General features: G+C 64.3%; 25 protein-coding genes. 14 read left to right on the top strand and 11 right to left on the bottom strand.

Annotated features, from left to right (window positions below):
• Position 1: 1 nt before the first annotated feature.
• From ACN0YF_RS06410 to ACN0YF_RS06400, 3 genes are read right to left on the bottom strand one after another with little or no spacing between them, the layout of a single operon-like run.
• On the bottom strand, positions 2-763 hold the full coding sequence (locus tag ACN0YF_RS06410) for a hypothetical protein (RefSeq protein WP_417482641.1): 762 nt from the start codon (positions 761-763) through the stop codon (positions 2-4).
• A gap of 23 nt (positions 764-786) precedes the next feature.
• Positions 787-2,124: a dihydroorotase gene (locus ACN0YF_RS06405; RefSeq protein WP_417493799.1), complete on the bottom strand. Its 1,338-nt coding sequence runs from the start codon at positions 2,122-2,124 to the stop codon at positions 787-789.
• A 5-nt stretch (positions 2,125-2,129) separates the two neighbouring features.
• A complete protein-coding gene (locus ACN0YF_RS06400; RefSeq protein ID WP_417493753.1) occupies positions 2,130-3,080 on the bottom strand; it encodes a glycosyltransferase family 9 protein in 951 nt (316 codons plus the stop codon).
• Between the two features lie 64 nt (positions 3,081-3,144).
• Between ACN0YF_RS06400 and ACN0YF_RS06395 the strand changes: the two genes are divergently transcribed.
• Positions 3,145-3,963: a YgfZ/GcvT domain-containing protein gene (locus ACN0YF_RS06395; protein WP_417493752.1), complete on the top strand. Its 819-nt coding sequence runs from the start codon at positions 3,145-3,147 to the stop codon at positions 3,961-3,963.
• A complete protein-coding gene (locus ACN0YF_RS06390) occupies positions 3,963-4,547 on the top strand; it encodes a DNA-3-methyladenine glycosylase I (protein WP_417493751.1) in 585 nt (194 codons plus the stop codon). Before ACN0YF_RS06395 ends, ACN0YF_RS06390 begins: the two co-directional genes overlap by 1 nt.
• Here the strand turns inward: ACN0YF_RS06390 and ACN0YF_RS06385 are convergent.
• Together ACN0YF_RS06385 and ACN0YF_RS06380 are read right to left on the bottom strand one after the other, a co-directional pair.
• Positions 4,531-5,172, bottom strand: coding sequence for a response regulator (locus tag ACN0YF_RS06385; protein ID WP_417482647.1), 642 nt, complete (start codon positions 5,170-5,172; stop codon positions 4,531-4,533). The two genes, ACN0YF_RS06390 and ACN0YF_RS06385, sit on opposite strands and share 17 nt — an antisense overlap.
• A complete protein-coding gene (locus tag ACN0YF_RS06380; protein ID WP_417493750.1) occupies positions 5,169-7,061 on the bottom strand; it encodes a sensor histidine kinase in 1,893 nt (630 codons plus the stop codon). Before ACN0YF_RS06380 ends, ACN0YF_RS06385 begins: the two co-directional genes overlap by 4 nt.
• 199 nt (positions 7,062-7,260) lie before the next feature.
• Here ACN0YF_RS06380 and ACN0YF_RS06375 point away from each other — a divergent pair, with 199 nt between their 5' ends.
• Both ACN0YF_RS06375 and ACN0YF_RS06370 read left to right on the top strand, forming a co-directional pair.
• On the top strand, positions 7,261-7,623 hold the full coding sequence (locus tag ACN0YF_RS06375; RefSeq protein ID WP_417482649.1) for a hypothetical protein: 363 nt from the start codon (positions 7,261-7,263) through the stop codon (positions 7,621-7,623).
• A gap of 47 nt (positions 7,624-7,670) precedes the next feature.
• A complete protein-coding gene (locus tag ACN0YF_RS06370) occupies positions 7,671-8,114 on the top strand; it encodes a peptidase S1 (protein WP_417493749.1) in 444 nt (147 codons plus the stop codon).
• Positions 8,115-8,208: 94 nt separating this feature from the next.
• On the opposite strand, the gene ACN0YF_RS06365 is transcribed toward ACN0YF_RS06370, so the two are convergent.
• A complete protein-coding gene (locus ACN0YF_RS06365; RefSeq protein ID WP_417493748.1) occupies positions 8,209-8,769 on the bottom strand; it encodes a hypothetical protein in 561 nt (186 codons plus the stop codon).
• Between the two features lie 5 nt (positions 8,770-8,774).
• On the bottom strand, positions 8,775-9,137 hold the full coding sequence (locus tag ACN0YF_RS06360) for an autorepressor SdpR family transcription factor (protein WP_417482652.1): 363 nt from the start codon (positions 9,135-9,137) through the stop codon (positions 8,775-8,777).
• A 182-nt stretch (positions 9,138-9,319) separates the two neighbouring features.
• On the opposite strand from ACN0YF_RS06360, the gene ACN0YF_RS06355 reads away from it, so the two are divergent.
• Complete coding sequence (locus ACN0YF_RS06355; RefSeq protein WP_417493747.1) at positions 9,320-11,287, top strand: DUF3422 family protein; 1,968 nt, start codon at positions 9,320-9,322, stop codon at positions 11,285-11,287.
• A 30-nt stretch (positions 11,288-11,317) separates the two neighbouring features.
• On the opposite strand, the gene ppk2 is transcribed toward ACN0YF_RS06355, so the two are convergent.
• Positions 11,318-12,079, bottom strand: a complete 762-nt coding sequence (ppk2, locus tag ACN0YF_RS06350; RefSeq protein ID WP_417482654.1) for a polyphosphate kinase 2 — start codon at positions 12,077-12,079, stop codon at positions 11,318-11,320.
• A 61-nt stretch (positions 12,080-12,140) separates the two neighbouring features.
• Positions 12,141-14,093, bottom strand: coding sequence for a sulfotransferase (locus tag ACN0YF_RS06345; protein WP_417493746.1), 1,953 nt, complete (start codon positions 14,091-14,093; stop codon positions 12,141-12,143).
• Between the two features lie 222 nt (positions 14,094-14,315).
• Between ACN0YF_RS06345 and ACN0YF_RS06340 the strand changes: the two genes are divergently transcribed.
• The gene (locus ACN0YF_RS06340) at positions 14,316-15,431 is read left to right on the top strand and encodes a beta-ketoacyl-ACP synthase III (protein WP_417482656.1); all 1,116 of its coding nucleotides are present in this window, start codon (positions 14,316-14,318) and stop codon (positions 15,429-15,431) included.
• Positions 15,432-15,541: 110 nt separating this feature from the next.
• Here the strand turns inward: ACN0YF_RS06340 and ACN0YF_RS06335 are convergent, their stop codons facing one another.
• Positions 15,542-16,768: an ammonium transporter gene (locus tag ACN0YF_RS06335; protein ID WP_417493798.1), complete on the bottom strand. Its 1,227-nt coding sequence runs from the start codon at positions 16,766-16,768 to the stop codon at positions 15,542-15,544.
• A 14-nt stretch (positions 16,769-16,782) separates the two neighbouring features.
• On the opposite strand from ACN0YF_RS06335, the gene ACN0YF_RS06330 reads away from it, so the two are divergent.
• From ACN0YF_RS06330 to ACN0YF_RS06320, 3 genes are read left to right on the top strand one after another with little or no spacing between them, the layout of a single operon-like run.
• Complete coding sequence (locus ACN0YF_RS06330) at positions 16,783-16,944, top strand: hypothetical protein (RefSeq protein WP_417482658.1); 162 nt, start codon at positions 16,783-16,785, stop codon at positions 16,942-16,944.
• A gap of 54 nt (positions 16,945-16,998) precedes the next feature.
• Positions 16,999-18,114 (top strand): beta-ketoacyl-ACP synthase III, encoded by a 1,116-nt coding sequence (locus tag ACN0YF_RS06325; protein ID WP_417482659.1) that lies wholly within the window; start codon positions 16,999-17,001, stop codon positions 18,112-18,114.
• Positions 18,114-19,136: a TolB family protein gene (locus ACN0YF_RS06320; RefSeq protein ID WP_417493745.1), complete on the top strand. Its 1,023-nt coding sequence runs from the start codon at positions 18,114-18,116 to the stop codon at positions 19,134-19,136. The genes ACN0YF_RS06325 and ACN0YF_RS06320 overlap by 1 nt, the downstream gene beginning before the upstream one ends.
• Here the strand turns inward: ACN0YF_RS06320 and ACN0YF_RS06315 are convergent.
• Positions 19,133-19,507, bottom strand: coding sequence for a hypothetical protein (locus tag ACN0YF_RS06315; protein WP_417482661.1), 375 nt, complete (start codon positions 19,505-19,507; stop codon positions 19,133-19,135). The genes ACN0YF_RS06320 and ACN0YF_RS06315 overlap by 4 nt on opposite strands.
• A 180-nt stretch (positions 19,508-19,687) precedes the next feature.
• Here ACN0YF_RS06315 and ACN0YF_RS06310 point away from each other — a divergent pair, with 180 nt between their 5' ends.
• The 5 genes from ACN0YF_RS06310 (at position 19,688) to nadA (ending at position 23,645) form a co-directional block, all read left to right on the top strand.
• Positions 19,688-20,305, top strand: coding sequence for a hydrolase (locus ACN0YF_RS06310; RefSeq protein ID WP_417482662.1), 618 nt, complete (start codon positions 19,688-19,690; stop codon positions 20,303-20,305).
• The gene (locus tag ACN0YF_RS06305; RefSeq protein ID WP_417493744.1) at positions 20,305-21,267 is read left to right on the top strand and encodes an NUDIX hydrolase; all 963 of its coding nucleotides are present in this window, start codon (positions 20,305-20,307) and stop codon (positions 21,265-21,267) included. The genes ACN0YF_RS06310 and ACN0YF_RS06305 overlap by 1 nt, the downstream gene beginning before the upstream one ends.
• Positions 21,268-21,269: 2 nt before the next feature.
• Entirely contained in the window at positions 21,270-21,944 is a 675-nt protein-coding gene (locus ACN0YF_RS06300; RefSeq protein WP_417493743.1) for an RluA family pseudouridine synthase, read from the top strand.
• 78 nt (positions 21,945-22,022) lie between these two features.
• Entirely contained in the window at positions 22,023-22,343 is a 321-nt protein-coding gene (locus ACN0YF_RS06295) for a RebB family R body protein (protein ID WP_417493742.1), read from the top strand.
• 162 nt (positions 22,344-22,505) lie between these two features.
• The gene (nadA, locus tag ACN0YF_RS06290; RefSeq protein WP_417493741.1) at positions 22,506-23,645 is read left to right on the top strand and encodes a quinolinate synthase NadA; all 1,140 of its coding nucleotides are present in this window, start codon (positions 22,506-22,508) and stop codon (positions 23,643-23,645) included.
• The last annotated feature ends 2 nt before the right edge of the window (positions 23,646-23,647 follow it).

Below are 23,647 nucleotides of genomic sequence, written 5' to 3'. Positions count from 1 at the left end.
CTCAGCCGTAATAATCGTCCTCGGCCTCGCGCAGCTTCTCCGCAGCCTTGTGCGGCGGCAAGATTTCCATCTTCACATGGCGGCGGCGATTGGTGGAGATGACGAAGAAGCGTTTGTCGGGATAGTCGAGCTTGCACTCGAGCATGGCCGAGGTGATCAGGTCGATATTCTTGAGGTCGTCGTCCGACATGCCGAAGGAATGCGGCAGGTCGCGGCCATACTTGTCCAGACCGGTCTCGACGCATTGACGGATCGCGGTCCGTTTCAGGCCGGCCGTCGTCATGTGGGCGCCGAGCTCGTCACGGATCTCCGGGTTTGAGACCGGATAAATCCCCAGATAATCCGGCTCTTCGGGAATATGCCCGGCATCGACCAGCAGGCGCAGGCCCTGGCGGATAATCTCGCGCGAATGCTGGCGCGCCGTGATGACGGCGATCGGGCGGCGCTTGAGCACGGCGTATTTGAAAATGTCCCAGGACGGGCCCTTCCAGTGGGCACTGTCGAGGGCACGGCGGACATCGCGCAACAGGTATTCCTCGCCATTGCGGTCCTGGCCATCAGAGAATTCGCGATAGGCGCGCGCCGGCGGATCAGCCCAGTCCTCCCACAGGCCGGGCACGCCGAGATAGGCCTTGATGTCCTCATACTCATGCTGGCGCATGGCCCGCTCTTCGCCGGTCATGGTGTTGAGCAGATGGATCCGCGTCGGCAGATGCAGGATGTTCTCGTCGATATCGAAGAAATAGAAACTCTGACGGTCCATCCCGTTTTCCTTTGTCACTGGTCTCAATTCCGCGCCAGGGCTTCCTGGAAGCGCACGGCCTCGCCGGTGCCGCCCGCAATCACTTCATCATCACGCATCACGATCCGGCCGCGCACGATGGTCGCGACCGGCCAGCCGGTGACGGTCTGGCCGTCAAACGGGGTCCAGCCCGATTTCGAGGCCGACCAGGCATCGGTGATCTCGCGCTTCGCCTTCATGTCGACAATGGTGAAATCGGCATCCCAGCCGGCCGCCATACGGCCCTTGCCGGCAATGCCGAAAATCCGCTGTGCGCCGGCCGAGGTCAGGTCGACGAAACGCTCCAGCGTCAGACGGCCCGCATTGACATGATCGAGCATGATCGGGACCAGGGTCTGCACGCCGGGCATGCCCGAGGGGCTTTGCGGATAGGGTTTGGCTTTTTCCTCCAGCGTGTGCGGCGCGTGATCGGAACCGATCACATCGACGATCCCGCGCTGCAGGCCGCGCCACAGGCCGGCGCGATGATGCGCATCCCGCAAGGGCGGATTCATCTGGGCGCGCGCGCCGATGCGCTCGTAAATGCCGGGCCCCTCAAGGGTGAGATGCTGCGGCGTCGCCTCGACCGAGGCGTAATCGCGGTGATCGACGAGAAATTCCATTTCCTCGGCGGTCGAGACATGGAGAACGTGGATACGCTTGCCGGTCTTGCGCGCCAGGCGCACCAGACGTTTCGTGCTCATCAGCGCCGCTTCGGCATCGCGGACAACCGGGTGGCTGGTCCAGTCGCCGGGCACAGCCAGCTCGCGGCGATCCTCCAGACGGTATTCATCCTCGGAATGGAAGGCGGCGCGGCGCGTGATGGCGTTGAGCACGCGTTCGACGCCCTCATCATCGGCCACCAGGAGCGAGCCGGTCGAGGCACCCATGAAGACCTTGACGCCGCAACAGCCGGGCATGCGCTCCATCTGGGTGAGCTCCGGCGCATTTTCAGACGTCGCGCCAGCATAGAAGGCGTGGTCGCAATGCATGCGGTTCTTCGCCCGCGCCAGCTTGTCTTCGAGCATGTCCGGCGTCGTGGTCGAGGGATTGGTATTGGGCATTTCAAACACGGCAGTGACGCCGCCGAGCACGGCGCAGAGCGATCCGGTGAGCAGATCCTCTTTCCATTCCAGCCCTGGCTCGCGGAAATGCACCTGGGTGTCGATCACGCCCGGCAGGACGGTGAGACCCTTGCAGTCCATCACCTCGCCGGCCGAGGCCCGGGAGAGATCACCGATTTCGCTGGTCTTGCCGTCGACAATGCCGACATCGGCGATGCGGCGGCCGTCATGATTGACCACCTCGCCGCCCCGCAGGATGAGATCGAAAGTCCGGGCCATATCCGTCACGTCCTTTTCAAAAGCGCTTCAGCTGCGTCATACGCCGCTTCGACCTCGAGATCGAGCAGCAGGCTTTCCGGGTGCAGGCGGCGATCTTCGAAGGCCGCATCGATTTCCTCGAAGCCGGCCTGCCCGCGCACAATGGCACAATGTGCGCCATAAGGCCCGTAACGGCGTTCATCGGAGGGCCCGAACAGGCCCAGGGTCGGCGTCTGCATCGCCGCGGCCATATGCATCAACCCGCTATCATTGCCGACAAACAGCCGCACGCGCTGGAAACAGGCGGCTACATCCATCAGGCCCAGCTGGCCGGTGAAATCGAGAATGCCGGCATCGGGCAAGGCGGCGTGGATCGGCGCTGCCGCGTCCTGGTCGCCGGGTCCGCCAAAGATCGCGATCCGGGCGCCTGCCATGGCACCGCCCGGTGCGGTCAGGCGTTTGACCAGCTCGCCGAAGCGCTCTCCCGGCCAGACCTTGTAGGGCATGGAGGCGGACGGACAGATCGCCAGCACCGGTGCGCCATCGGGCAGAAGTTCGGCGGCCTTCGCCTTCGCCTCGTCGGAGAGATAGATTTTCGGATCGGGAACCGTGTCGATCCCCAGCGCACTGGCGGCCTCGGCAACCTTGTGGATCGGCGCGTCGAATTGCCTCAAAATACGGCGTTCCGAGGCCATCAGCGCCCAGGCCGTCGCCGAACAGCGCAGGTCGACCACCAGGTCCCAGCGGGTGCCGACCGTGGCGCGCCACAGATCAAACCAGTGAGCCCCGGCTTTCTTCTTGCTCATCACGATCACGCGTTCGAGCCGCGGCACGGCAGCAAACAGCGGGGCGGCCAGCGGTCCACAGGCGATGGTGAAGCGGGCTTCGGGCCGGGTTTCGACGAGATAGCGCAGCACGCCGGAATTGATGATGGCGTCACCGATCCGCGTCGATGTGATAAGAAGGATATGTTGCATCCCCGCGCAAATACCGCGCCTCATCCCACTTGGCCAGCAATCAAGGCAATGCGATACCAGAGCCATGAACACACCCGCTCCCGCGATTCACACCGCCCCCGCCCGCACCATTCTTTCCGTCTCCGGCCCCGAGGCCCGCGCCTTCCTGCAGCGCGTCATCACCGCCGATGTCGAGACGCTGCAGCCCGGCCAGTGCCGCCCCGGTGGGCTGCTGACACCCCAGGGCAAGCTGGCGGTCGATTTCCTGCTGTTTGCCGATGGCGACACGGTCTGGCTCGACGTGCCGGCCGGCGCCGCCGACGCTCTGGCCAAACGCCTGTCGATGTTCAAGCTGCGCGCCAAGGCCGAGATCGTGATCAATACCGATCTCGCAGCCCTGTGGAGCGAGCACCCGTTTGAGGGATCGGCGCCGGATCCGCGCCTGGGCGACAAGGTTCATCGCGGCATCGGCGAGGAAGCCGGCGATGCGGTTGCCCTTGATGCGCTTGAAGTCCGGCACGGCATTCCGGCCTTCGGCCGCGATTACGGCGAGGCTGAAGTATTCCCGACCGACGTCAATCTCGATGTCTATGGCGGTATTGGCTGGAAGAAGGGCTGTTTCATCGGCCAGGAGGTTGTCTCGCGGATGAAGCGCCGCGGCACCATCCGCAAGCGCTCGCTCTGTGTGAATTTCTCCGGCGAAGCCCCGTCGCGCGGCACCCCTGTCACGGCGGGCACCGCCACCCTTGGCGAAATCACCTCCTCGCAGGGCCATCACGCCATCGCCCTGATCCGCCTCGACCGGATGGAAGCCGCCAGTGAGACAGCGGAGGCCGGCGGCCAGCCGGCCCGTATCGACCTGCCGGACAATCTGCGCCCCGAAGCGCCGGCGGAAAAAGTGTGATGACCGGCGAGCGCTGCGCCTGGGTCAGCGGCAATGACCCGCTTTACACCGCCTATCACGACACCGAATGGGGCGTGCCGGAATATGATAGCCGGGCGTTGTGGGAAAAACTGATGCTCGACGGTTTCCAGGCCGGCCTCGCCTGGATCACCATATTGCGCAAGCGCGAGACCCTGCGCGAAGCCTTCCACGGCTTCGACCCGGAGATCATCGCCCGCTATACCGATGCCGACCGTGAGCGCCTGCTGGCCAATCCGGGCATTATCCGCTCGAAGCTCAAGGTCGAGGCGGCCATCACCAATGCCCGGGCCTGGCTCGACATGCGCGAGGCCGGCATCGACTTCTCCGACTATCTCTGGGGCCATGTCGGCGGCGCCCCGATCCAGAACCGCTATAGTCGCGAGACCGGCCTTCCGACCCACACCGAGCTGAGCACGGCCCTGTCAAAGGACCTCAAGAAGCGCGGCTTCAAATTCGTCGGTCCGGTGATCGTCTATGCCTTCATGGAGGCGGTGGGCATGGTCAATGACCATGAGGTCGAGTGCCCGCAACACGCCGCCGTGCAGGCTATGGCTCGGGCGTGAGGCCCATTCGCGTTGCGTGCCAGGACGCCTCGGCGCGCGAGGAAATGCCCAGCTTGCGGTAGATTGCCTTGATATGGCTGGCGACCGTGCTGTCGGCCATGCCCAGATCGGCGGCGACTTCGCTATTGCGCAGCCCGCGACCGATCAGGGCGAGGACTTCACGTTCGCGGAGCGTCAGCTCGCCGTCGGGGCTGGCGGCCGGGCCGGTGCGGCGGAAATGTTCCATGATGCGCCGGGCCACCGAAGGCGAAATCGCCGGTATGCCCTCGGCCAGTTGCAGCAGGTGGCGCGTGAGGAGTTCCACCGGGCTTTCCTTGAGCAGATAGCCTTGCGCCCCCGCCGACAGGGCGGCGACGATGGAGGCATCATCACCCATCACCGTCGTCACGATCGGGACGGCTTCAGGGCAGGTCAGGTGCAACCGGCGCAGCACTTCCAGACCGGAACCATCAGGCAGACCCAGATCGATCAGGGCGAGATCGAATGGCTCCTCATCGGCGGCAGCAAGCCCGGCCCGCATGGTCGCGGCTTCGCGGATCTCGCTGGCCGGAAAGGCCGAGCGCACAATGTCGCACAGCCATTTGCGTGTCTCGTTGACGTCCTCGACGATCAGTATCCGGTTCATGCCTCCAGCCCCTGATTGTCGCCCGCCCGAAAGGCGGCCACCAGCCGGCTGCCGGGCTCAAGCGATGAAAACGACAATTCCCCGCCCAGGCCGGAAATGCGGCCACGCATATTGGCCAGACCATTGCCGGCAACCACCGCCGCAGCGTCGAAGCCGTGACCATCATCCTCGATCACCAGGGTCAGGCGACCGGCCAGGCGCTCGATCCGGATACGGATATGGCTGGCACCGGAATGGCGGATCGCATTGCTGACCGCCTCGCGGACGACAGACCGCAGGGCGTGCGCCGCCGCAGCCGGCAATGGCGCGGCTTCGTCGGAACTGTTGGACCAGTCCAGCGCGATATCGACGGAGTCGAGACGCTCCGCCGTCTCGACCCGCAGATCGGCCAGCGTCTCATCCAGGGTCGGCGTCCCGTGGGAGGCATTGTTTATGATGTCGCGCAGGTCGGTCAGGGTTTCGCGGATCATGGAATTCTTGCGCTCATCGTCGCGGCTGTGCAGGGCGCCGAGCAATTGGGCGCCGATATTGTCGTGCATGTCGCGGGCGATACGGCCGCGCTCTTCTGCGACGCCGCGATCATAGGCATCGCGGCTGGCATCGGCATGGGCCATCAGCTGCAACAGGTGTTGCGCCGTTCTCACATGCGCCGCCCCGAACAGGGAACGCCCGGCCCAGGGGTAGCGCAGGCTGGTTGCGGGAATGCCGGACACCGACGGCACGACAAGTTCGAGTCCGTCCTCGCGGATTTCCGGCTGGTCGCCGGCATCGCTGGCCGTGCGGATCTCGAGCGGATCGAACAGGCGTGTCAGCAATTGCTGCCACTGGCCGGGCCGGTCCTGCTGCACCGGCTGGAACGCCAGCGCGACGACCTCGCGGAAGATTTCCTGCTCGCTGAGACCGGGGCGGGAGGTGAAGCGCCGCGCCAGGGCATCCCTGAGCGGCAGGTAGAGGAAGCCCACAGCGAGCAGCGACAGACCCAACGCCATGCCCGGGCCGACCGACAACAGCCCGACCAGCGCCACATCCAGCGCGACCAGGGCCAGCGAGCCGACAACATAGAACAGGATGCGGAAGGCCCATTCGCCGAGCTCGAACAGCCGGTATTGCCGCAGGCCGGCGGCGACGCCGATATAGATCAACAGGAAGAACATGAAGGCGTAGCCGGCCTTGATCACAACCGGCATTCCCAACACCTGCGGCAGGGCATTCAGCGTGATGAAGCCACCGGCACCGAACAGGACCGAAAGCCCGAACCAGACCGCGATCGCCCGGTCGCGCGGCGCCCGCCTCGTCGCCAACAATTGCCCGATGATCGCCAGTGCGATCGCCGCCATCTCGATCACGGTCAGCAGATGGATCGTCGCCCAGGCTGGCAGATAACCGCCGCGCGACAGGACGGTGAAGGCCGTGACAGACACGGCACAGGCGGCCGTGATCCATGGCCAGTGCGGCAGGCGGACCGGATAGACCAGAAACAGCCAGATCATGGTCAGGCCGAAACCGCTGGCCCCGATGGCGTTCAGCCAGATCATCGCGATCGCCAGGCTGCGCGGTTCTACGGCGCCGCCGGCGAAGGTCGCGGCGGCGAAGGTGAAGGCCAGCGTTGCCAGGCCGCTGAGCGCAAACAGCCGCGTGGCCATCTCGCGCGGCCGCAGGGCCCAGACCCAACCGGAAATCGTCAGGGCGCCCAGGCCGACTCCGATTTCACACCAGAAGATGAGCGGCAGGCCCGGGTCCATACTTGCCCGTTGCGCGACGGCCATAGTCAGCGCCGTGGCCCCGAGGCCGAACAGGATAATGGCGGCCAGCCGGGTGCCCGGCGTGGTTCGAACGAAACCTGTGCCGCCCAGCCGCCCGTGATCGTCCGCCCTGACACCTGCCTTCATCACTCGCGCCCCCTCCCCGTCACCGGCCTGCCGCAGCGTGGTTCTAAGCCGGCGGCCGGCCTGATTGATCTCCCCGAAACAGGGGATGGCGAGGCCTCGGGGCTGCAGATTTAATCAATACAAATATCAGGATCACCGCCCCAGCCAAGCAGGATCTCTCGGAGAGGTCGCAGGGCCGGGCTCAGCGAAAGACGCCAAGATGAGACTCGCACTTCCGGCCCTCCTGCTCAGCGCCACCCTCGCCCTGAGCGGCTGCACCAGCTTCGTCGACAATTTCGTCACCGGCGGACCGCTCGTGCGCCCCGGTGATCCGACCGGCGTTATCCAGGTCGTGAACCGTTCGGGCTACTCGCTGACTTCGGTCCTGCTCGCACCATGCAGCGCGTCGTCCTACGGCCTCAACCGCCTGCCGTCCGGCGTCCGCGTCGGGCCGGGGCAGAGCTACACCTTCCGTGTGTCCGCCGGATGCTGGGCCGTGCTGGCCGGACTGGCCGGGCATGAGGCTCGCCAGGACATGCAGGTCCGGGCCGGCGGCGGCGTTGTCTACACCGTGACCGGCTGACCGGCACCCCCACCTCTTCCAACGCATGGATCCAGAAAGGATATCTCATGAAAACCGTCTTCACCGCTGTCATCATGGCGGCCAGCCTCGCCTCGGCCGGACAGGCCCAGACCTTCGGCAGCGTCAATCTGCAAGCCGGCTTCACGCCCGATCCCTTCCGGGTCGCGATCACCTCGGGTGGCACGGTCAACGCCTCCGCACTCTCGAATGGTTGCCGGGGCTGGATGGCCAACTCCATGGACTACCAGGTCCACTACGTCGCCGGTTCGTTCAATCTGAGCTTCTCGGCCACGTCATCATCCGACACGACGCTGCTCATCCAGGCGCCCAATGGCAGCATCTATTGCGATGACGACAGCGGCAATGGCCTCAACCCGATCGTCACCATCGGCAATCCGATGTCCGGCACCTACAGCGTCTGGGTCGGCTCCTATCAGAGCGGCGAATACGCGCGCGCAACCCTGTCGATCTCGGAACTCGGCCGGCAATAGGCGCAGCGCCGGCTTCCCCCCTGGGGGGAGGGGGGCGTGATCTGGCAGACCGGGTTTGCCCCCAAGACAGGGCCGGTCGCCAGATCACAGACCCTCAGGCTGTCTGCTTGCGGCGACGGGCGAAGAGCATTGCCAGCCAGCCATTGAGCAAGGTGAAGGGCACGAGCAGCCAGCGCGAAACGACATCGCCCCAGATCGAGTCCGCCAGAAAGATCACCGCAACCCACAACAGGGCATGCATCAGCATCAGCAGGCTGAGCCGTGCCGGAGAGCTCATCAGCCCGGCGCAGACCGCCTCCGCTGCTGCCGCGCCGGTCAGCAGGACCCTCGCCCAGTTCGCCGCTGCGAGGGCGAAGCCGGCCAGAATGATGACGCCGGTGACCTGCATGACCTGGGCAGCCGGCCACCAGACCCATACCGGCAGGGCCGCGAGCCCGGCACACACCAGGATGGTCGCGGCAAAACGCTCAGCGGCGAGAACCGGGGCCGGGTTCTCCCGTCGTCCTGCGACCGGCATGACCAGTTTGGGAAACTGATCGCCAAGCACCAAGAGCAATAGCGCCAGTGCAGCGCCGACCCCGCGTCTGGCGATGGTCCGTTCGATCAGGTCGGATGCGCCGGCCAGGGCGACCCCGAGCACGACGGCGACCAGCACGCCGGTCAGCCCGGCACTGATCCCGAACCGGGCTCTCTCACCCTCCCTGGTCCTGCCTCAATTTCCTTCTTGTCATCCGGCACATCAGCCGCTTCGGCTCGCACGCCCATTTCCCATCCGAACAGCCGCGCAAAGCCGAGCAGCGCATCCTCCAGCACCGACAATTGCAGGTGATAGACGACCGACTTGCCCCGTTTTTCCGACGCCACCAGTCCCGCTTCGCGCAGGATCGCGAAATGCGCGGACATCGTCGACTTTGACACCACGAACTGGTCCGCAAGCTCACCCGCGCTGAGCGGACCCTGCTTGAGCAATTCCAGCACCCGCCGGCGAGTCGGGTCAGACAGGGCTTTGAAGGCATTGTTCATGATTTGATATTTAGCTGAGCCTCGAATTGTAATCAAACACAATGCCCCGCCGACGGTCCGGACCACGTGGAACCCGCAGGCCCAGCCGCCTATGCACGCGCAGGTCGGCCTAAGCCCGATTTGACGCAATTGGGTTGTACGGGTAGCGTCCTCAACGACGTCTGGTTGCGAAGTGAGGGGGGATGACCGATCACACGAAGGGTTCACCACGGCTGAAGTTCGAGTATCCACGCGATTTCGGGCGGCTGAATGCTGAGGCACAAAGGCGTCATCCGGACCAGGTCCGGCCGCCCTATCTGACCTGGCATTTCGCATGCTGGCCCAAGGCAACGGCCGGGGGGTCACGAAAACGGAAAGCCGCTCAAAGTGATTTCGTCACCGAGAAGCAGGGCTGGCTCGAGGAGATCAACGCGTTTCTCGACCGGCTTGGCGCGCCCGCCGGGGACCGTCTCGTGCTCGCCGGCGGAACAAACGGTTCCGATGCCAGAGTTCCCTTTGTGCAGCGCGACACCTTCACATTCTACGAACTCGGCGCCGAGCGCGCGCTGGTCCTGCGCTGCGAATACCACACGGAATATGTCAGCTTCACCTTCTACCAGCCGGTCAGTGCGCCACAACGGGCACCGCTCGAGGAACACAGGACCTCACCGGGTGCCGAGCCGGGGCGGTATGACCCCTTCACCAACGAAGCATTCCTGCGCACCAACCCGCAGCTCGACCAGCTGGTTGACGAGGTTTTCGAAGCCATCCGGCGCCAGCCGGAAGAAAGCGCGGCGGACTATATGCAGCGCGCCGGCGAGGCCTGGGACCGTCTGTTTACCGATGCCTGGGCCAAGGTGCCGGACAGCGATGGCAAGCCCCACCCGTTCCAGGCGCCGGGACAGGTCTTTGCCAATTATCGCGGCATCGTGCTGCCGCGGATCTGGCTGGCCGGGGCCGGCGGGCAGGGCGAGATGGACGCGCATCTGGCGGAATGGGGCACCAATGCCTTTGGAGAACGTTTCATTGAAACCGATCTGGCCGACGACCGCCCGACCGTGCATATGCCGCTTCCGGAGAAGAAGGGCGAAGAGCTCGACCCGCCGAGCCGCCCACGGCGCTGGAACAGGGTCAGCGCCGGCCGGGCACTCGAACGCAACACCGCGCTCAGGCATGCCATGCACTGGCCCGGTGCCAAACCGCCCAGCGACATTGTTCCCGCCTACAGGCGCCGGACTGTCGCCAATCTCGTGCTGCATGGACGCGCCCTTTTTGCCTCCTCTTTCGGGGCCGGGCTTCCTGTCGAGCCGCCCAGAAAGGGCAGCCTCCCGGCCGACCCGAACCGGACAGCAGGCCGTTTCGCCATCTTCTACTGCGCCGAACACAGCCTGGAAGCCCGCACGGCGCTGGAACGGCGGCTGGACCGCCTGGTCCTGCGCATCCATTCGCTCGGCACGCTGCGGATGATCAGTCTGAAAAGTCTCGATCAGCTGTGGAATGCCAGCTACCAGCTACGCGAGGTCGATGCCAGTATTGGCAGGCTCTACAGCACTATCCTGAAGCGCAAGGACGTCGACAACAAGGAGATCCGGGCGATCAGCCGGGCACTGTTCGACGTCACCGGCGGCGTCGAGGACGGGCTCGACTACCGCCTGTCGCGCTCAGCCTATTATGCCCGGGACTTCAAACGCCTGCTCGACGATATCAGCATCGACCGGATTGAAGGGTGGGAGCCCTATGATGAGTTCGTCCGGCGTCGCCTGATGCCGCAGTGGGACCATCTGCACCAGATCGCCCGGCGTGCCGATGGCGTAAGGTCCCGCTTCGACCGTCTGCACGATCTGAATCTCGCCAGCAATACGGAACGCCTGACCAATGGAGCCGTCCTGCTCGGCGCGTTTGCCGTCGTCGCCACCATCTCCGCGACCACATTTGCCGGCCTTGGCGATTTCACCTCATGCGAGGTTGCAAAAGATTGCCTGGTCGACCTTGGCGAGGTCGCGGCACAGGTGAGCCAATTCGAACTCAATCAGCCGGACCGCCATCTGACGCTGGTCGGCCTGCGCGGTATTGTCAGCCTGCTGGTCGGTTTCGCCGGGCTATTGCTTCTCAGGATATTCGTCGCGCTGGTGCCACCCGGCGTAAAGCGGTTCTTCCGGAAACATTTCTGAACACCACTCGCGGCGGCACGCCCGTGCGGATCAGCCCGTTGCCGGCCCGTCGGCACCGCAATGCAGGACCGGCGCGACCTCGCCCGGCTCCGGCGCCACGAGGTGCGGGCATTCGACCGAGCGCAGGATGTCGGCGATCACCGCCAGGCGTGTCTTTTTCTTGCTGTCGGCCGACACGACGCGCCAGGGCAGGTCCTGCGAGCCGGTCTCGGCCAGCATGCGATCACGGGCGCGGGAATAATCATCGAACTTGTCCAGCGCGACGGCATCGATCGGGCTGATCTTCCAGGAAGTGAGCGGGCTGGTCTTCCGCTCGGCGAGACGTTCGGCCTGCTCGTCGTAGGAGATGTCGAGATAGTATTTGAGCACAGTCGTGCCCGAGGAAACCAGCAGGCGTTCGAAAGTCAGCACATCCTTGTAGAAGGCCTCGTGCTGCGCCTCGGTGCAAAAGCCCATCACCCGTTCCACGCCGGCCCGGTTGTACCAGGAGCGGTTGAACAGGGCGATCTCACCATCAGCCGGCAGATAGGGGACATAGCGCTGGAAATACCAGCTCGAACGGTCACGGTCCGACGGCTTGCCGAGCGCCACGACGCGGGTTTCGCGCGGGCTCATATGGCGGGTGATGCGCTTGATCAGCCCGTCCTTGCCAGCCGCATCACGCCCCTCGATCAGCACCAGCAGACGCTGGTCGCTGGCGATGAGATGACGCTGCAACATCACCAGCTGGACCTGCAGGGCCAGAAGCTGGGCCTTGTAGCCCATTTCGGTCGGGGTGGATTGATCCGGCATTGCAATACTCCTCGCAGCGCCAGCTCACTGGCTCAAAGCCCGGCCCTGAGGCGCGGCATGCTCAGGCGATAGCATAGCCCATGCGTTTCGCCCACGCCCGCAAGTGCCCGCTGTCCTCGCCCTCAAAGGCGAAGTCATAGTGACGCCAGCGCTCCCGCGAAGTCGCATACAGAGTCTGGGTAACCTGGTTGGCGCTGGGCGTATTGATGCGGCCGCGCTGGCGGGCCGTCTCGAAATAGCGCGCCTGCGCCGGTTCGAACTCCAGGCCGAGGCGCTGCATCAGGGGCGTCACACTGGCTTCCAGATCCTGGATCAGGCCCTCATAGGCGATGCGTTCGACAACCGGCTCGCGCCAGGCCTCGAAGGCCTCCCACAGTGAAAAACTGAGATCATACAACCGGTCGATCCGCGCCAGGCTGGTCATGTTGAGCATGGCATTGTTGGGCTTGAAGTCCTGGGCCAGATTGCTGACGGCAACATCGAGCGGGTGCCGCCCGGCGAGGATAAAGACCGCGCGCGGGAAAAGCCGATGGATCAATGGCGCCCAGTTCATGTTGAGCGGCAGCTTGTCGATATAGACCCGGTCGCTGGCGAGCGGCTCGCCGGCGTGGCGGGCCATCTGCTCAAGATAGCTGGCCCGCAAAACCCCGGTATCGCTGAGCTCCAGCCGGTCGAGCCAGTCCTCGGTGAAATTGGATTCGTCACCGCTCATCCCGCTGACGACGCTGCGCAGGGCATCGCCAAGCACACGCTTCTCCTCGACTACACTGACACGGGAATGCGAGCGCAAGATCGTGTCGAGAAGTGTCGTGCCCGAACGCGGAAATCCGACCAGGAAAGCGATATTGTCCGGCCCCTCCCCGCTGTCAGCGACGGCGCTCTGGCCCGACGCAATCTCGGCGTCGAGCCGGCGATGCAGGCTCTCGATCCGGCGCGTGACCATGGTGTGATCACACGGACCGTCTTGCTCCCAGACGGCCTCCAGCAAGGCATTGCCGTCCAGAAACGCGGCATGAGCCTCGCGATACTGGCCGAGCTTGTCGGCGATGGCGCCCCGGGTGAAGTGGCGGCTGCGCAGCTGGTCGGGCTCCCCCGGTCCGGCGAGGGACTGTTTGATACTCGCGTGCGCCGCCTCGAGTTTCCCGGCGCGCAGCTGGGCCCGGGCCTGCACATCGAGCAGATCGGGGCGGGTGAAGTCGGCACCGGCACGCCGCGCGGTCTCGATCAGGGCCAGCATCGCCTCGGGGTCAAGATGGCGGTCATGCCAGCTGGCGGCTTGCGCAAACAGCTCGAGATTGACGGGGTCCAGATTGAGCGCCGCCTGCCAGATGGGACCGGCATCATCAGAGCGCCCCTCGGCCTCGCCGACCATCCGGGCCAGCACCGCCCAGCATTGCGCATTCTTCGGTGTGATCGCCAGCGCCCGGCGCGCGCACATCTCGGCATGGTCGCCGTGGCCCGCGCGCAAGGCCGTTTCGGCGAGCAGGCTCCAGACCGCGACCGATTGCGGTGCAATCCAGACCAGCTCCGACGCCCGCGAATAGGCTTCCCCGACCCTGCCGGCTTCATGGGCCGCCATGGCCTCGGCGTACATGGCATTGCCCTCGGCTGCGGCGATGCGGGTTGCAAAACCGTCCAGGCGTCCATCCATCGTGACGGGCGGCGGGCATTGCGCGGACGCTTCGCGCAATGCGGCATCACCGGGCTGCTCCCGGCACGCCTTGGCGAGAAGGCTGGCCGCACGCCCGGCTTCACCGGTCTCGACCAGCGCACGGGCGAGCGCGATGATCAGCTGGGCGACGCCGGGCTGCAGCATCGCGGCGGTCATCAGACAGGGTAGACCTTCCCGGGCGCGGCCTGACATCAGAAGCACCGCGCCGAGATTGTAATGCGCCGCCACCAGCCGCGGCTCGCGATCGAGCGCCCGGCAGAAGGCGAGACAGGCCTCTGTCTGCGATCCGCCCGCCAGCAAGGCCTGACCCTCGCGCATGAATTCTGCCGCCGTTTCAGTCATGGGCACCCTTGGACCAACCATTATTGCAGTCCAGATAGCCGTGATGCCACCCCGCAGGCAAGCCGGACACTGGAGCGGCGGCGGCATTCCGGGCAGCGTCCCGGCCGCCACCGCAGGCGGCCAACCGTCATCCACAGGTGACGCCGCGGCCACAGGCGACTAGGTTGCCGCGCTTGTAAGATCCGAGTCCGGCCATGTCTGGCCCCGTCTGGAGTTGCTCAAATGAACGCGGTTATCCGGTCCACTGGCCTGTGGGTCCCTGAGGAATCAGTATCGAATGAGGAGCTGGTCGAGTGCTATAACAAGCATGTCGAGCTCTATAACGCCGAACATGCCGACGCGATCAAGCGCGGCGCGGTCGAGGCCAAGAACCCCTCCTCATCCGGCTTCATCGAAAAAGCCTCCGGCATCAAGTCGCGCTATACGATCGACAAGAAGGGCGTGCTCGACGTTGACCGCATGCGCCCCGCCGTCCGGCCGCGACCGAATGAAGAAATCTCGCTGATGGCCGAGTGCGGCGTCGCCGCCGCCCGCCAGGCGCTGGAAAATGCCGGCCGCGATGCCGCCGATGTCGACGCGGTGATCTGTTCGGGCACCTCGATGCAGCGCACCTATCCGTGCATCGCCATCGAGATCCAGGACGCACTCGGGATCGAGGGCTTCGGCTTCGACATGACGGTCGCCTGTTCATCGGGCACATTCGCCATCATCAATGCCGTCAACATGATCAAATCGGGGATGGCCAAATCGGTCCTGGTCGTGTGTCCGGAACTGACGACGGCACAGCTCAATTTCCGCGACCGCGACAGTCATTTCATCTTCGGCGATGTCGCCGTGGCGATGCTGATCGAGGCCGAGGACGTTGCCAATGGCGATGGCTGGCGCATTCTCGGCACCCGGATGATGACGAAATTCTCGAACAATATCCGTTCGAATTTCGGCTTCCTCAATGCCTGCGAAGTGCCGGAACCGGAGTTTGAGGACCGCTATTTCGTGCAGGAAGGCCGCAAGGTCTACAAGGAGGTCTGCCCGATGGTCGCCGACATGATCCTCGAGGATCTCGCCGCGATCGATCTGGCACCCACCGACCTGAAACGCCTCTGGCTGCACCAGGCCAATATCAACATGAACCTGATGGTGGCGCGCAAGGTGCTCGGCCGTGATGCCGCAGAGGGCGAAGCCCCGGTCATCCTCGACGAATTCGCCAATACCGCCGGTGCCGGCTCGCTGGTCGCCTTCCACCGGAATCATGACGGGTTTGAAGCGGGCGAGAAAGGGCTGATCTGCTCTTTCGGGGCTGGCTATTCGGCCGGCACGGTGTTCATCGAACGCCTGTAGGCGGCAGAGGCGAGGCCCTGCCCGGCCGGTCGGGAAACGCCACGAACACAGCGCGCCAACCGGCCAGACAGAATGTTACGCCCTCCGGCCCGTAGCCGGAGGGCGTTTTATTACGAGGCGACGGATTCGCCGTGCAGCGTCGTGTCGAGGCCGGTGACTTCGTCCTCTTCGCTGACGCGCAGTGTCATGAATTTCGACAGAATGAACAGGATGACCCAGGTCACCGCGCCGCAATACAGGGCCGCCGCGAGCGCGCCCCAGCTCTGGGTAAAGACCTGCATCAGATTGCCCTCGATGGCGCCGGGCGCTCCGCCGATCGCTTCCGAAGCGAAGACGCCCGTCAGGACCGCACCGACCAGACCACCGACACCATGCAGGCCGAAAGCGTCGAGCGTGTCATCCCACTTGCCCCAGCGTTTCAGCCCGGTGACACCCCAATAGGCCCCTGCCGCACCGGCCGCGCCGATGATGAAGGCAGCCCAGGCCGGCACGAAACCGGCGGCCGGCGTGATCGCAACGAGACCGGCAATCGCGCCGGAGGCGGCACCGAGCACGCTCGCCTTGCCGCGGCGCAGCCATTCGATGATGATCCAGGTCAGCAGGGCCGAAGCTGCCGCCAGCTGGGTGGTGACGAAAGCATGGGCTGCCGCGCCATCGGCCGCCAGCGCCGAGCCGCCATTGAAACCGAACCAGCCAACCCAGAGCAGGCCGGCACCGATCACGGTCAGCACCAGATTGTCGGGCATCATCTGCGAACCCGGATAGCCGCGCCGCGGGCCGAGGAATTTCGCCAGCACCAGGCCTGCGACACCGGCATTGATGTGCACCACCGCGCCGCCAGCGAAATCGAGTACGCCGGCATCCGACAGGAAGCCACCGCCCCAGACCCAGTGACAGATCGGTGCATAGACGAGGATCAACCAGGCGGAGGCAAAGATCATGAAGGCGGAGAAACGGATACGCTCAACGGCCGCACCGGCGATGATCGCCACGGTGATGATCGCGAAGGTGAGCTGGAAGATGAAAAACAGGTTTTCCGGCAGATCGCCCGACATCGTTTCCGGCGTGATGCCGATCAGACCGATCCGGTCGAGCCCGCCGACAAATGTGTTGAGGCCGCCGCCGTCGGAGAAGGCCAGGCTGTAGGCGATCAGCGCCCAGAGCACCGTCACGGCTGCCGTCGCACCGAGGCTCTGCATCATGGTCGAGAGGACGTTCTTGCGCCGTACCATGCCGCCATAGAACAGGGCGAGGCCCGGGATCGTCATCATCAGGACGAGGGCCGTCGCTGTCAGGATCCACGCGATATTGCCTGAGTCGGTCACTGCGTCTTCCATCATGGCTCTCCCGGATGCTGCAACGCATCAAAGCTAGGGAAGGCGTGACGGAACTGTCGATCTCAAGCAGGAATTTTGCTGCAAATGCACCTTCAACGCCGCATTTTGGTGCACACCTGCTCGATCCCGTGGCGGCGACGCAAACTCTCACCATTGTGCAAGGCCGCATTGATTAGGCGCGTCCATGTATTACGGTGAACGCAAGAGATAGCAGGGATGGGGCCGAAGCCGTGCACACCAGCATTATTCGCTCAACCGGATATTGGGCACCGTCCAATGTCATCACCAACGCCGAACTGGTGGACAGCTACAATGCCTATGCCCGGCGCTTCAATGCCGAGCACGCTGCGGCAATCGCCGCCGGCGAGGTTGAGGAGGTTCCCTTCTCCAGCAGCGAATTCATCACCAATGCCTCCGGGATTGAACGCCGGCATGTGTATGAAAAATCCGGCATCCTGGACATCGACTATATGACACCCCGCATTCCGCCCCGGCGGTTCGAGGACATTTCTGCCCAGGCCGAATTTGCCATGAAGGCCGTCAGGCCGGCGCTGGACAAGGCCGGGCGTGACGGATCGGAAATCGATGGCGTCATCGTTGCGTCCTCGGCTCAGCAACGCAATTTCCCCGGCCTGTCCTGCGAGATCCAGAACCTGATCGGCGCCACCGGCTGGTCCTTCGATCTGACCATGGCCTGCGCCTCAGCCCTGTACGGGCTGAATATCGCCAATGCGATGATTCGCTCCGGCCAGGCCCGGCGCATCCTGGTCTGCTCACCGGAAATCATGACCTGCATCAATGTGCATTCGCGCCGCGATGTGCACTTCATCTTCGGCGATGCCGCGAGCGCCATGCTGGTCGAGGCTGATGACGGCACGCCGGGCGGCTGGGAAGTGCTGGGCACCCATACCCAGAACAAGTTCTCCAATCATCTGCGCTCGGACTATGGCTTCATCAATATCGCCGAACGCACGGTCGACCCCGACTACACGCCGGGCCTGGATCAGGACGGACACCGGGTGTTCAAGGATGTTGTGTCCCTCGCGCCGGTCGTCGCGCGCGACCTGATGACCCGGATCGGTCTGGAACCGGAAGAGGTCCGCCGTGCCTGGCTGCACCAGGCCAATATCCGCATGGTCGACATGATCGCCAAACGCATTCTCGGGCGTGACCGCACGCCGGAGAACGCCCCCTCCATCCTCGAGGAATACGGCAATACCTCCTCCTCCAGCGTGGTGATGAATTTCGAGATGAATTCCGAGGACATGAAGGCCGGCGAGAACGGCATCATGTGTGCCTATGGCGCCGGCTATGGCGTCGGCGCGGCCGCGGTCAGGAAACGCTGATGCAACGCTATCTCGCCCTTGCTGCCGCAGCCGGGCTGATGGCCTGCTCGCCGCCTGAAACACAGACACCGGCCGACACGGAAGCGGCGATCATTCCAGCCGCCGAACCGGCAGTGGATACGGATGACGCCAACGCAGAAGAGACCGGCCTGCCCGGCACGGATATTCGCATCTTCGCGCTCGACTGGGTGAATGGCCAGCCCGTGATCGGCGCGCCAATGGGCGGGGTGGTCCGGCCCGGCTATGACAACCAGCCATCCTTCACGCCCGATGGCAGCGGCCTGCTCTATACCGCCGGCGACGACAGCGGCGAGACCGATATCTGGCGGCTCGACCTGGCCAGTGGCGAAACCCGGCCCGTCACCCGTACGCCCGATGAGAGCGAATATTCGCCGCGCGTGCCGCCGGGCGAGGCGGAACTGGCCTATATCTACCAGCCTCCGGGCGGTTATGCCGGCAATGCCTATCTCGCCCATGCGGACAATTCAGACCGTTATGCGGCCGAGGAACTGGCGCCGGTCGGCTATTACCTGTTCAGCGGCGATATGCGCCATGTCGTGACCTTCGCTCTGGGCGAAACCAGCAATACGCTGCAGCTGATTGATCGCTCGGCCGAGCCGGAAATGCCGCAATTTGTCGCCGACAATCCCGGTCGGTCCATGGCCCGAAACCTCGGCGGGGATGGCGCCTGGGTCACGCTGGCACGTCCCGATGGCGGCGCCGCCGTCCACCGGCTCGACTTCGCCACCGGCGCACTGCGCGACGGTTTCGACCTGCCCGGCCAGTCCCAGGATTTCGCGCGCATCACCAGCCCGCTTACGGGCATGTTCGCCTTTGACGGCTTCTTCTCGGCCGCCGGCGGCACGCTGTATTATGGAACGGTGTCGGGCGATTTCGCTGCCGCATCGCTATCCCCGGCCTGGACCGAGATCGCCGACCTGGCCGCGCTCGGCCTGGCCGATGTCAATCGCATTGCGGTCAGCCCGGAGGCCGACCGCATCGCGTTTGTCGTCGCTGACTAGAGCGGCGTCGTTTCAGTAATCTTGTAGGTCAGATCATCGCCATCGGCTTCGTGGATGGTGAGATAATCGCCGAGCCGCATCATGTGCTCGCCAAGGCGATAGACGGGCTCGTCCGGACCTTCCTCTTCCTCGTCATAGCGGAAGAACCAGCGCGATCCCCGGTGGGAGAGCCAGCCATCGGCCTTCTCGCTATCGTCGGGCGAGAAGCGGTCGACGGTGCATTTTTCCTTGTTGGCGCGCCAGAGCTCGACATCGAGCTTGCCGTCCTTGTCCAGCGGGGCGATGACGACATAGCCGTGATGATCATCCCCCTCCGGGAAACCGGCATCCGGATTGCGGCCAAGGCGCATGACAACACGTGTAAGCGACATCAAATTCTCCCGAAGTAATTGGTTAGCCGTTCAATTTGTATGGGGCCGGGTAGCAATGCGCAACAGAGCTCGTGCTGCGGCATGGCGGCGCAGACAACTGTGGACGAAAGCCGGCGGGCAGTGGCGAAGCCCTGGCCGGTCTGCTATTTCCGCCAACCGCCGAAAGAAGAGGCCCGCGCCATGCCCGCACCGACAAGACGCAAGAAAGACGCACCGCGCGCCTGGCAGAGAATGATCTCCGGCCGCCGTCTGGATCTGCTCGAGCCCTCGCCCTTCGATGTCGAGATCGAGGATATTGCCCATGGCCTGGCCCGGGTGGCGCGCTGGAATGGGCAGACGATGGGTGACCACGCCTTTTCCGTCGCCGAGCACTCCGTCGTCGTGCTCGACATTCTCGACCATCTCTATCCCGGCACCGACGCCAAATGGCGCCTCGCCGCCCTGCTGCATGACAGTCCGGAATATGTGATCGGCGACATGATCAGCCCGTTCAAGGCGGCGCTGGGCGTCAATTATCGCGATTTCGAGGACCGGCTGGAAGCGGCGATCCATCTGCGCTTTGGCCTGCCGCCAAAGACGCCGAAAGAGGTCAAGCGCAAGATCAAGCGCTGCGACGTGATCTGCGCCTATTTCGAGGCGACCCAGATTGCCGGTTTCTCGCACGAGGAATCCGTGAAATTCTTTGGCCGTCCGCCGCAAGACCTGGAGATCGCCATCAAACCCCTGCCCGTCAAACAGGCCCAGATCCTCTTCCTCGACCGGTTCGAGGCCGTGCTGTCGCAGCTCGAGACGCGCTGATGCCGACGGCCGGACAATCCATCGTCGTCGGCCTCAATGCGGTGATCCTCGCCGCCGATACCGAACAGCCGCAAGTGCTGATCGTTCCGCATCCGGGCAGCGATGTCGCCCTGCCCTTCGGGCCGTTCAATCCGTCCGAACACCGCACCTTCGAGATCGGCCTGCGGCGCTGGGTCGCCGAACAGGCACGTTTCCAGCTCGGCTATGTCGAACAACTCTACACCTTTGGTGATCGCGGCCGCGAGGCGCCCGTTGCGGCGATGTCGGGACTGGAGGATTCGCGCATCATCTCGATCGGCTATCTCGGCCTGACCCCGGTGGCGGCACCGCCGCCCGAGGGTGGTGGCCAGTGGCGCGGCTGGTACAGCTTCTTTCCCTGGGAAGACTGGCGCGCCGGCAAGCCGGACATGATCGATGCCGACATTGTGCCGCGCCTGAAAGCCTGGGCCGATGAGGCCGGAGCCCCCGGTGGCCGCGCCTCGCGCCATGATCGTGTGAAACAGGCTTTCGGTCTCGATGGTGCCAACTGGAATGAACAGCACGCGCTGGACCGTTTCGAACTGCTCTACGAGGCCGGCCTGGTCGATGAAGCCGCCCGGGATGGCCAGATCGACCGCCCGCCACCCGGCCCCAAGCTCGGCCAGGCCATGGCGTCCGACCATCGCCGCATCCTCGCGACCGCCATTATCCGCCTGCGCGGCAAGGTGCGATATCGCCCGATCGTGTTCGAGCTGATGCCGGATCTCTTCACCCTCTCGGCGCTGCAACAGGTCGTTGAAGGCATTGTCGGCTATCGCCTGCACAAGCAGAATTTCCGCCGCGCCCTCGACCGTACCGGCTTTGTTGAAGGCACCGGCAAGATGGAAGCCATGACCGGGGGCCGTCCGGCCGAACTCTTCCGCTATCGCCGCGAAGCCCTGGCTGGCCTGCCCTCGCTGGGTCTTGCGACGCCGCGGCTCTAGGCGTGTCTGCCCCCGACAAGCCTCGCCCCTTCACCTATGCGCCGCCACCGGCGGGTCCCTTGCCCATTGTGCATGCCGATGACCATATCCTGGTGCTGGACAAGTCGGCCGGGCTTTTGACGGTGGCCGGCAATACGCCGGAGCTCGCCGATTGCCTTGAAGCGCGGGTCAGAGCGCAATTCCCGACCGCGACGATGATCCACCGGCTCGATATGGACACATCCGGACTGATCGTGCTGGCGCTCAATGCGCGGGCCCATGCCCATATCGGCAAGCAGTTTGAAAAACGCCTGACGCGCAAAGCCTATATCGCCATCGTCCAGGGGCAGATGGCGCAGGCCACCGGCCGCATCGACCAGCCGATGAAGTCGGACTGGCCCAACCGGCCGAAACAGCATGTCGATCCCGTTGATGGCCGCACGGCCATCACCGACTGGCAGGTGCTGGAGACGGCGGCCGACCACTCGCGCCTGCGCCTGACGCCGCTGACCGGTCGGACCCACCAGTTGCGGGTCCACCTGGCCTGGCTCGGGCATCCGATCCTCGGCGATAATCTCTATGCCCCGGAAGATGCCCTCGCCGCCAGCGACCGGCTTTGCCTGCACGCGGAAACGCTGGAATTCCGGCATCCCGATGGCGGCGCGCCCGTGCGCTTTGAAAGTCCGGCGCCCTTCTGATCTGGCCCGGCGATGCGCCATTAATCCAATCGCAAGCCCCGCCATCCATGCTCGCCGGAAACCGAACAGGAGACCTTCATGCGCGCGACTCATCTGATTGCATCCAGCTTTATCCTTGTGGCGGGCGCCAGCGCTTCGGCCTGGTCACAGACCCCCAACAATCAACAGGTCAATCCACAGGTCACCGATTCCGTCACGCAGCCGAATGTCGAAGTCCTCGGTGATGCACCTGCGGACGCGATGGGCAATCTCTATCAGGAGACCGACCAGGCCCTGGCCAATGCCGCGCACAATGCAACGTCCGCCCAGCAGAATGCCAACACCGTGCTGCAGGCGACAACCACCCAAGGGGTCGAGATGCTTGAGGTGGAGGGCGACGCTCCTGCGGAGCCGGACTAGCCGCATTCATCCCGTCCCTGGCGCATCCTCCCTTGCCATGTGCTCACCGTGAGCATATAAACAGGACATAGATAGGCTCAATTCGAGCAAAAGGTGATTTCAGAATATCGGGAGCGCCCTTTTTCAGGTCTATGTAATGCTCAATTCGAGCAAAAGTGAGTGATGATGGAAATTCTCGATTTCACCCAAAGCCGCAACCGCCAGACCGGCAGTGATGGCTTCACCCCGGCGACGACCAACGCACCGGCCCTGCCCTATACGGACGAGGTCAAGGCGGCGACGGATCATCTCTATGAGAAGGTGAAAGACTTCATCTCGCCGCTGGAATGGCCGGCCAAGGCACCGCTGATCCATGCGATCAACCAGCTGAAAAAAGAGAAGAATGCCGTCATCCTGGCGCATAACTACATGACCGCCGACATCTTCCATTGCGTCGGCGATCTGATGGGCGACAGCCTGGCCCTGGCCCGCATGGCCGCGACCAGCGATGCTGAGATCATCGTCCAGGCCGGCGTCCACTTCATGGCCGAGACCGCCAAGATCATGGCGCCGAACAAGACGGTGCTCATCCCCGATACCCGCGCCGGCTGTTCGCTGGCCGCCTCGATTACCGGCGAGGATGTACGCCGGATCCGCGCCGCCTATCCGGGCGTGCCGATCGTCACCTATGTCAACACCTCCGCCGAAGTGAAGGCCGAGTGCGATATCTGCTGCACCTCGTCGAACGCCGTCCAGGTGGTCGAGAGCCTCGGCTCCGACACGGTGATTCTGCTGCCCGACGAGTATCTGGCCAAGAATGTCGCGGCCCAGACCGATATCCGCATCCTGACCTGGAAGGGCTCGTGCGAAGTGCATGAGAAATTCACCGCCGAGGATGTGCAGGATCTGCGCGACGCCCATCCGGGCATCGTCATCATCACCCATCCGGAAAGCCCGCTGGAAGTGGTCCAGGCCGCCGATTTCGCCGGCTCGACTGCAGCGATGGCCGATTGGGCCAGGAAGAGCGGCGCCAAACAGGCCGTCCTGCTCACCGAATGTTCGATGTCCGACAATGTTGCCATCGACGTGCCGGAAATCGAATTCATCCGGCCGTGCAATCTGTGCCCGCACATGAAGCGGATCACGCTGGAAAACATCTATGACGCCCTGCGTCTGGAACAGCATGAAGTGATTGTCGACGAGGACGTGGCCATCCGCGCCCGCGCCTCGGTCCAGGCCATGCTCGATCTGCCATCCCCGAAAACCCCGGCGCATTTCGATCCGGCCAAGCAGGAAAAATTCGTCGAGATTGTCTCGGTCTAGAT

The sequence above is a fragment of the Maricaulis sp. genome, assembly GCF_048270265.1.
Lineage (GTDB): Bacteria > Pseudomonadota > Alphaproteobacteria > Caulobacterales > Maricaulaceae > Maricaulis.
The sequence above is the reverse complement of the archived record's forward strand: the minus strand, read 5'-3'. Positions and strand labels throughout refer to the sequence as shown.

Bases quoted from the DNA above. Each gene is read 5' to 3' on its own strand.
- ACN0YF_RS06385 (WP_417482647.1), bottom strand. From the start codon at position 5,172: ATGAACCGGATACTGATCGTCGAGGACGTCAACGAGACACGCAAATGG.
- ACN0YF_RS06410 (WP_417482641.1), bottom strand. From the start codon at position 763: ATGGACCGTCAGAGTTTCTATTTCTTCGATATCGACGAGAACATCCTG.
- ACN0YF_RS06355 (WP_417493747.1), top strand. From the start codon at position 9,320: ATGACCGATCACACGAAGGGTTCACCACGGCTGAAGTTCGAGTATCCA.
- ACN0YF_RS06345 (WP_417493746.1), bottom strand. From the start codon at position 14,093: ATGACTGAAACGGCGGCAGAATTCATGCGCGAGGGTCAGGCCTTGCTG.
- ACN0YF_RS06370 (WP_417493749.1), top strand. From the start codon at position 7,671: ATGAAAACCGTCTTCACCGCTGTCATCATGGCGGCCAGCCTCGCCTCG.
- ACN0YF_RS06330 (WP_417482658.1), top strand. From the start codon at position 16,783: ATGCTGCAACGCATCAAAGCTAGGGAAGGCGTGACGGAACTGTCGATC.
- ACN0YF_RS06400 (WP_417493753.1), bottom strand. From the start codon at position 3,080: ATGCAACATATCCTTCTTATCACATCGACGCGGATCGGTGACGCCATC.
- ACN0YF_RS06390 (WP_417493751.1), top strand. From the start codon at position 3,963: ATGACCGGCGAGCGCTGCGCCTGGGTCAGCGGCAATGACCCGCTTTAC.
- ACN0YF_RS06340 (WP_417482656.1), top strand. From the start codon at position 14,316: ATGAACGCGGTTATCCGGTCCACTGGCCTGTGGGTCCCTGAGGAATCA.
- ACN0YF_RS06320 (WP_417493745.1), top strand. From the start codon at position 18,114: ATGCAACGCTATCTCGCCCTTGCTGCCGCAGCCGGGCTGATGGCCTGC.
- ACN0YF_RS06315 (WP_417482661.1), bottom strand. From the start codon at position 19,507: ATGTCGCTTACACGTGTTGTCATGCGCCTTGGCCGCAATCCGGATGCC.
- ACN0YF_RS06305 (WP_417493744.1), top strand. From the start codon at position 20,305: ATGCCGACGGCCGGACAATCCATCGTCGTCGGCCTCAATGCGGTGATC.
- ACN0YF_RS06380 (WP_417493750.1), bottom strand. From the start codon at position 7,061: ATGAAGGCAGGTGTCAGGGCGGACGATCACGGGCGGCTGGGCGGCACA.
- ACN0YF_RS06405 (WP_417493799.1), bottom strand. From the start codon at position 2,124: ATGGCCCGGACTTTCGATCTCATCCTGCGGGGCGGCGAGGTGGTCAAT.
- ACN0YF_RS06360 (WP_417482652.1), bottom strand. From the start codon at position 9,137: ATGAACAATGCCTTCAAAGCCCTGTCTGACCCGACTCGCCGGCGGGTG.
- ppk2 (WP_417482654.1), bottom strand. From the start codon at position 12,079: ATGCCGGATCAATCCACCCCGACCGAAATGGGCTACAAGGCCCAGCTT.
- ACN0YF_RS06395 (WP_417493752.1), top strand. From the start codon at position 3,145: ATGAACACACCCGCTCCCGCGATTCACACCGCCCCCGCCCGCACCATT.
- ACN0YF_RS06375 (WP_417482649.1), top strand. From the start codon at position 7,261: ATGAGACTCGCACTTCCGGCCCTCCTGCTCAGCGCCACCCTCGCCCTG.
- ACN0YF_RS06295 (WP_417493742.1), top strand. From the start codon at position 22,023: ATGCGCGCGACTCATCTGATTGCATCCAGCTTTATCCTTGTGGCGGGC.
- ACN0YF_RS06310 (WP_417482662.1), top strand. From the start codon at position 19,688: ATGCCCGCACCGACAAGACGCAAGAAAGACGCACCGCGCGCCTGGCAG.
- nadA (WP_417493741.1), top strand. From the start codon at position 22,506: ATGATGGAAATTCTCGATTTCACCCAAAGCCGCAACCGCCAGACCGGC.
- ACN0YF_RS06335 (WP_417493798.1), bottom strand. From the start codon at position 16,768: ATGGAAGACGCAGTGACCGACTCAGGCAATATCGCGTGGATCCTGACA.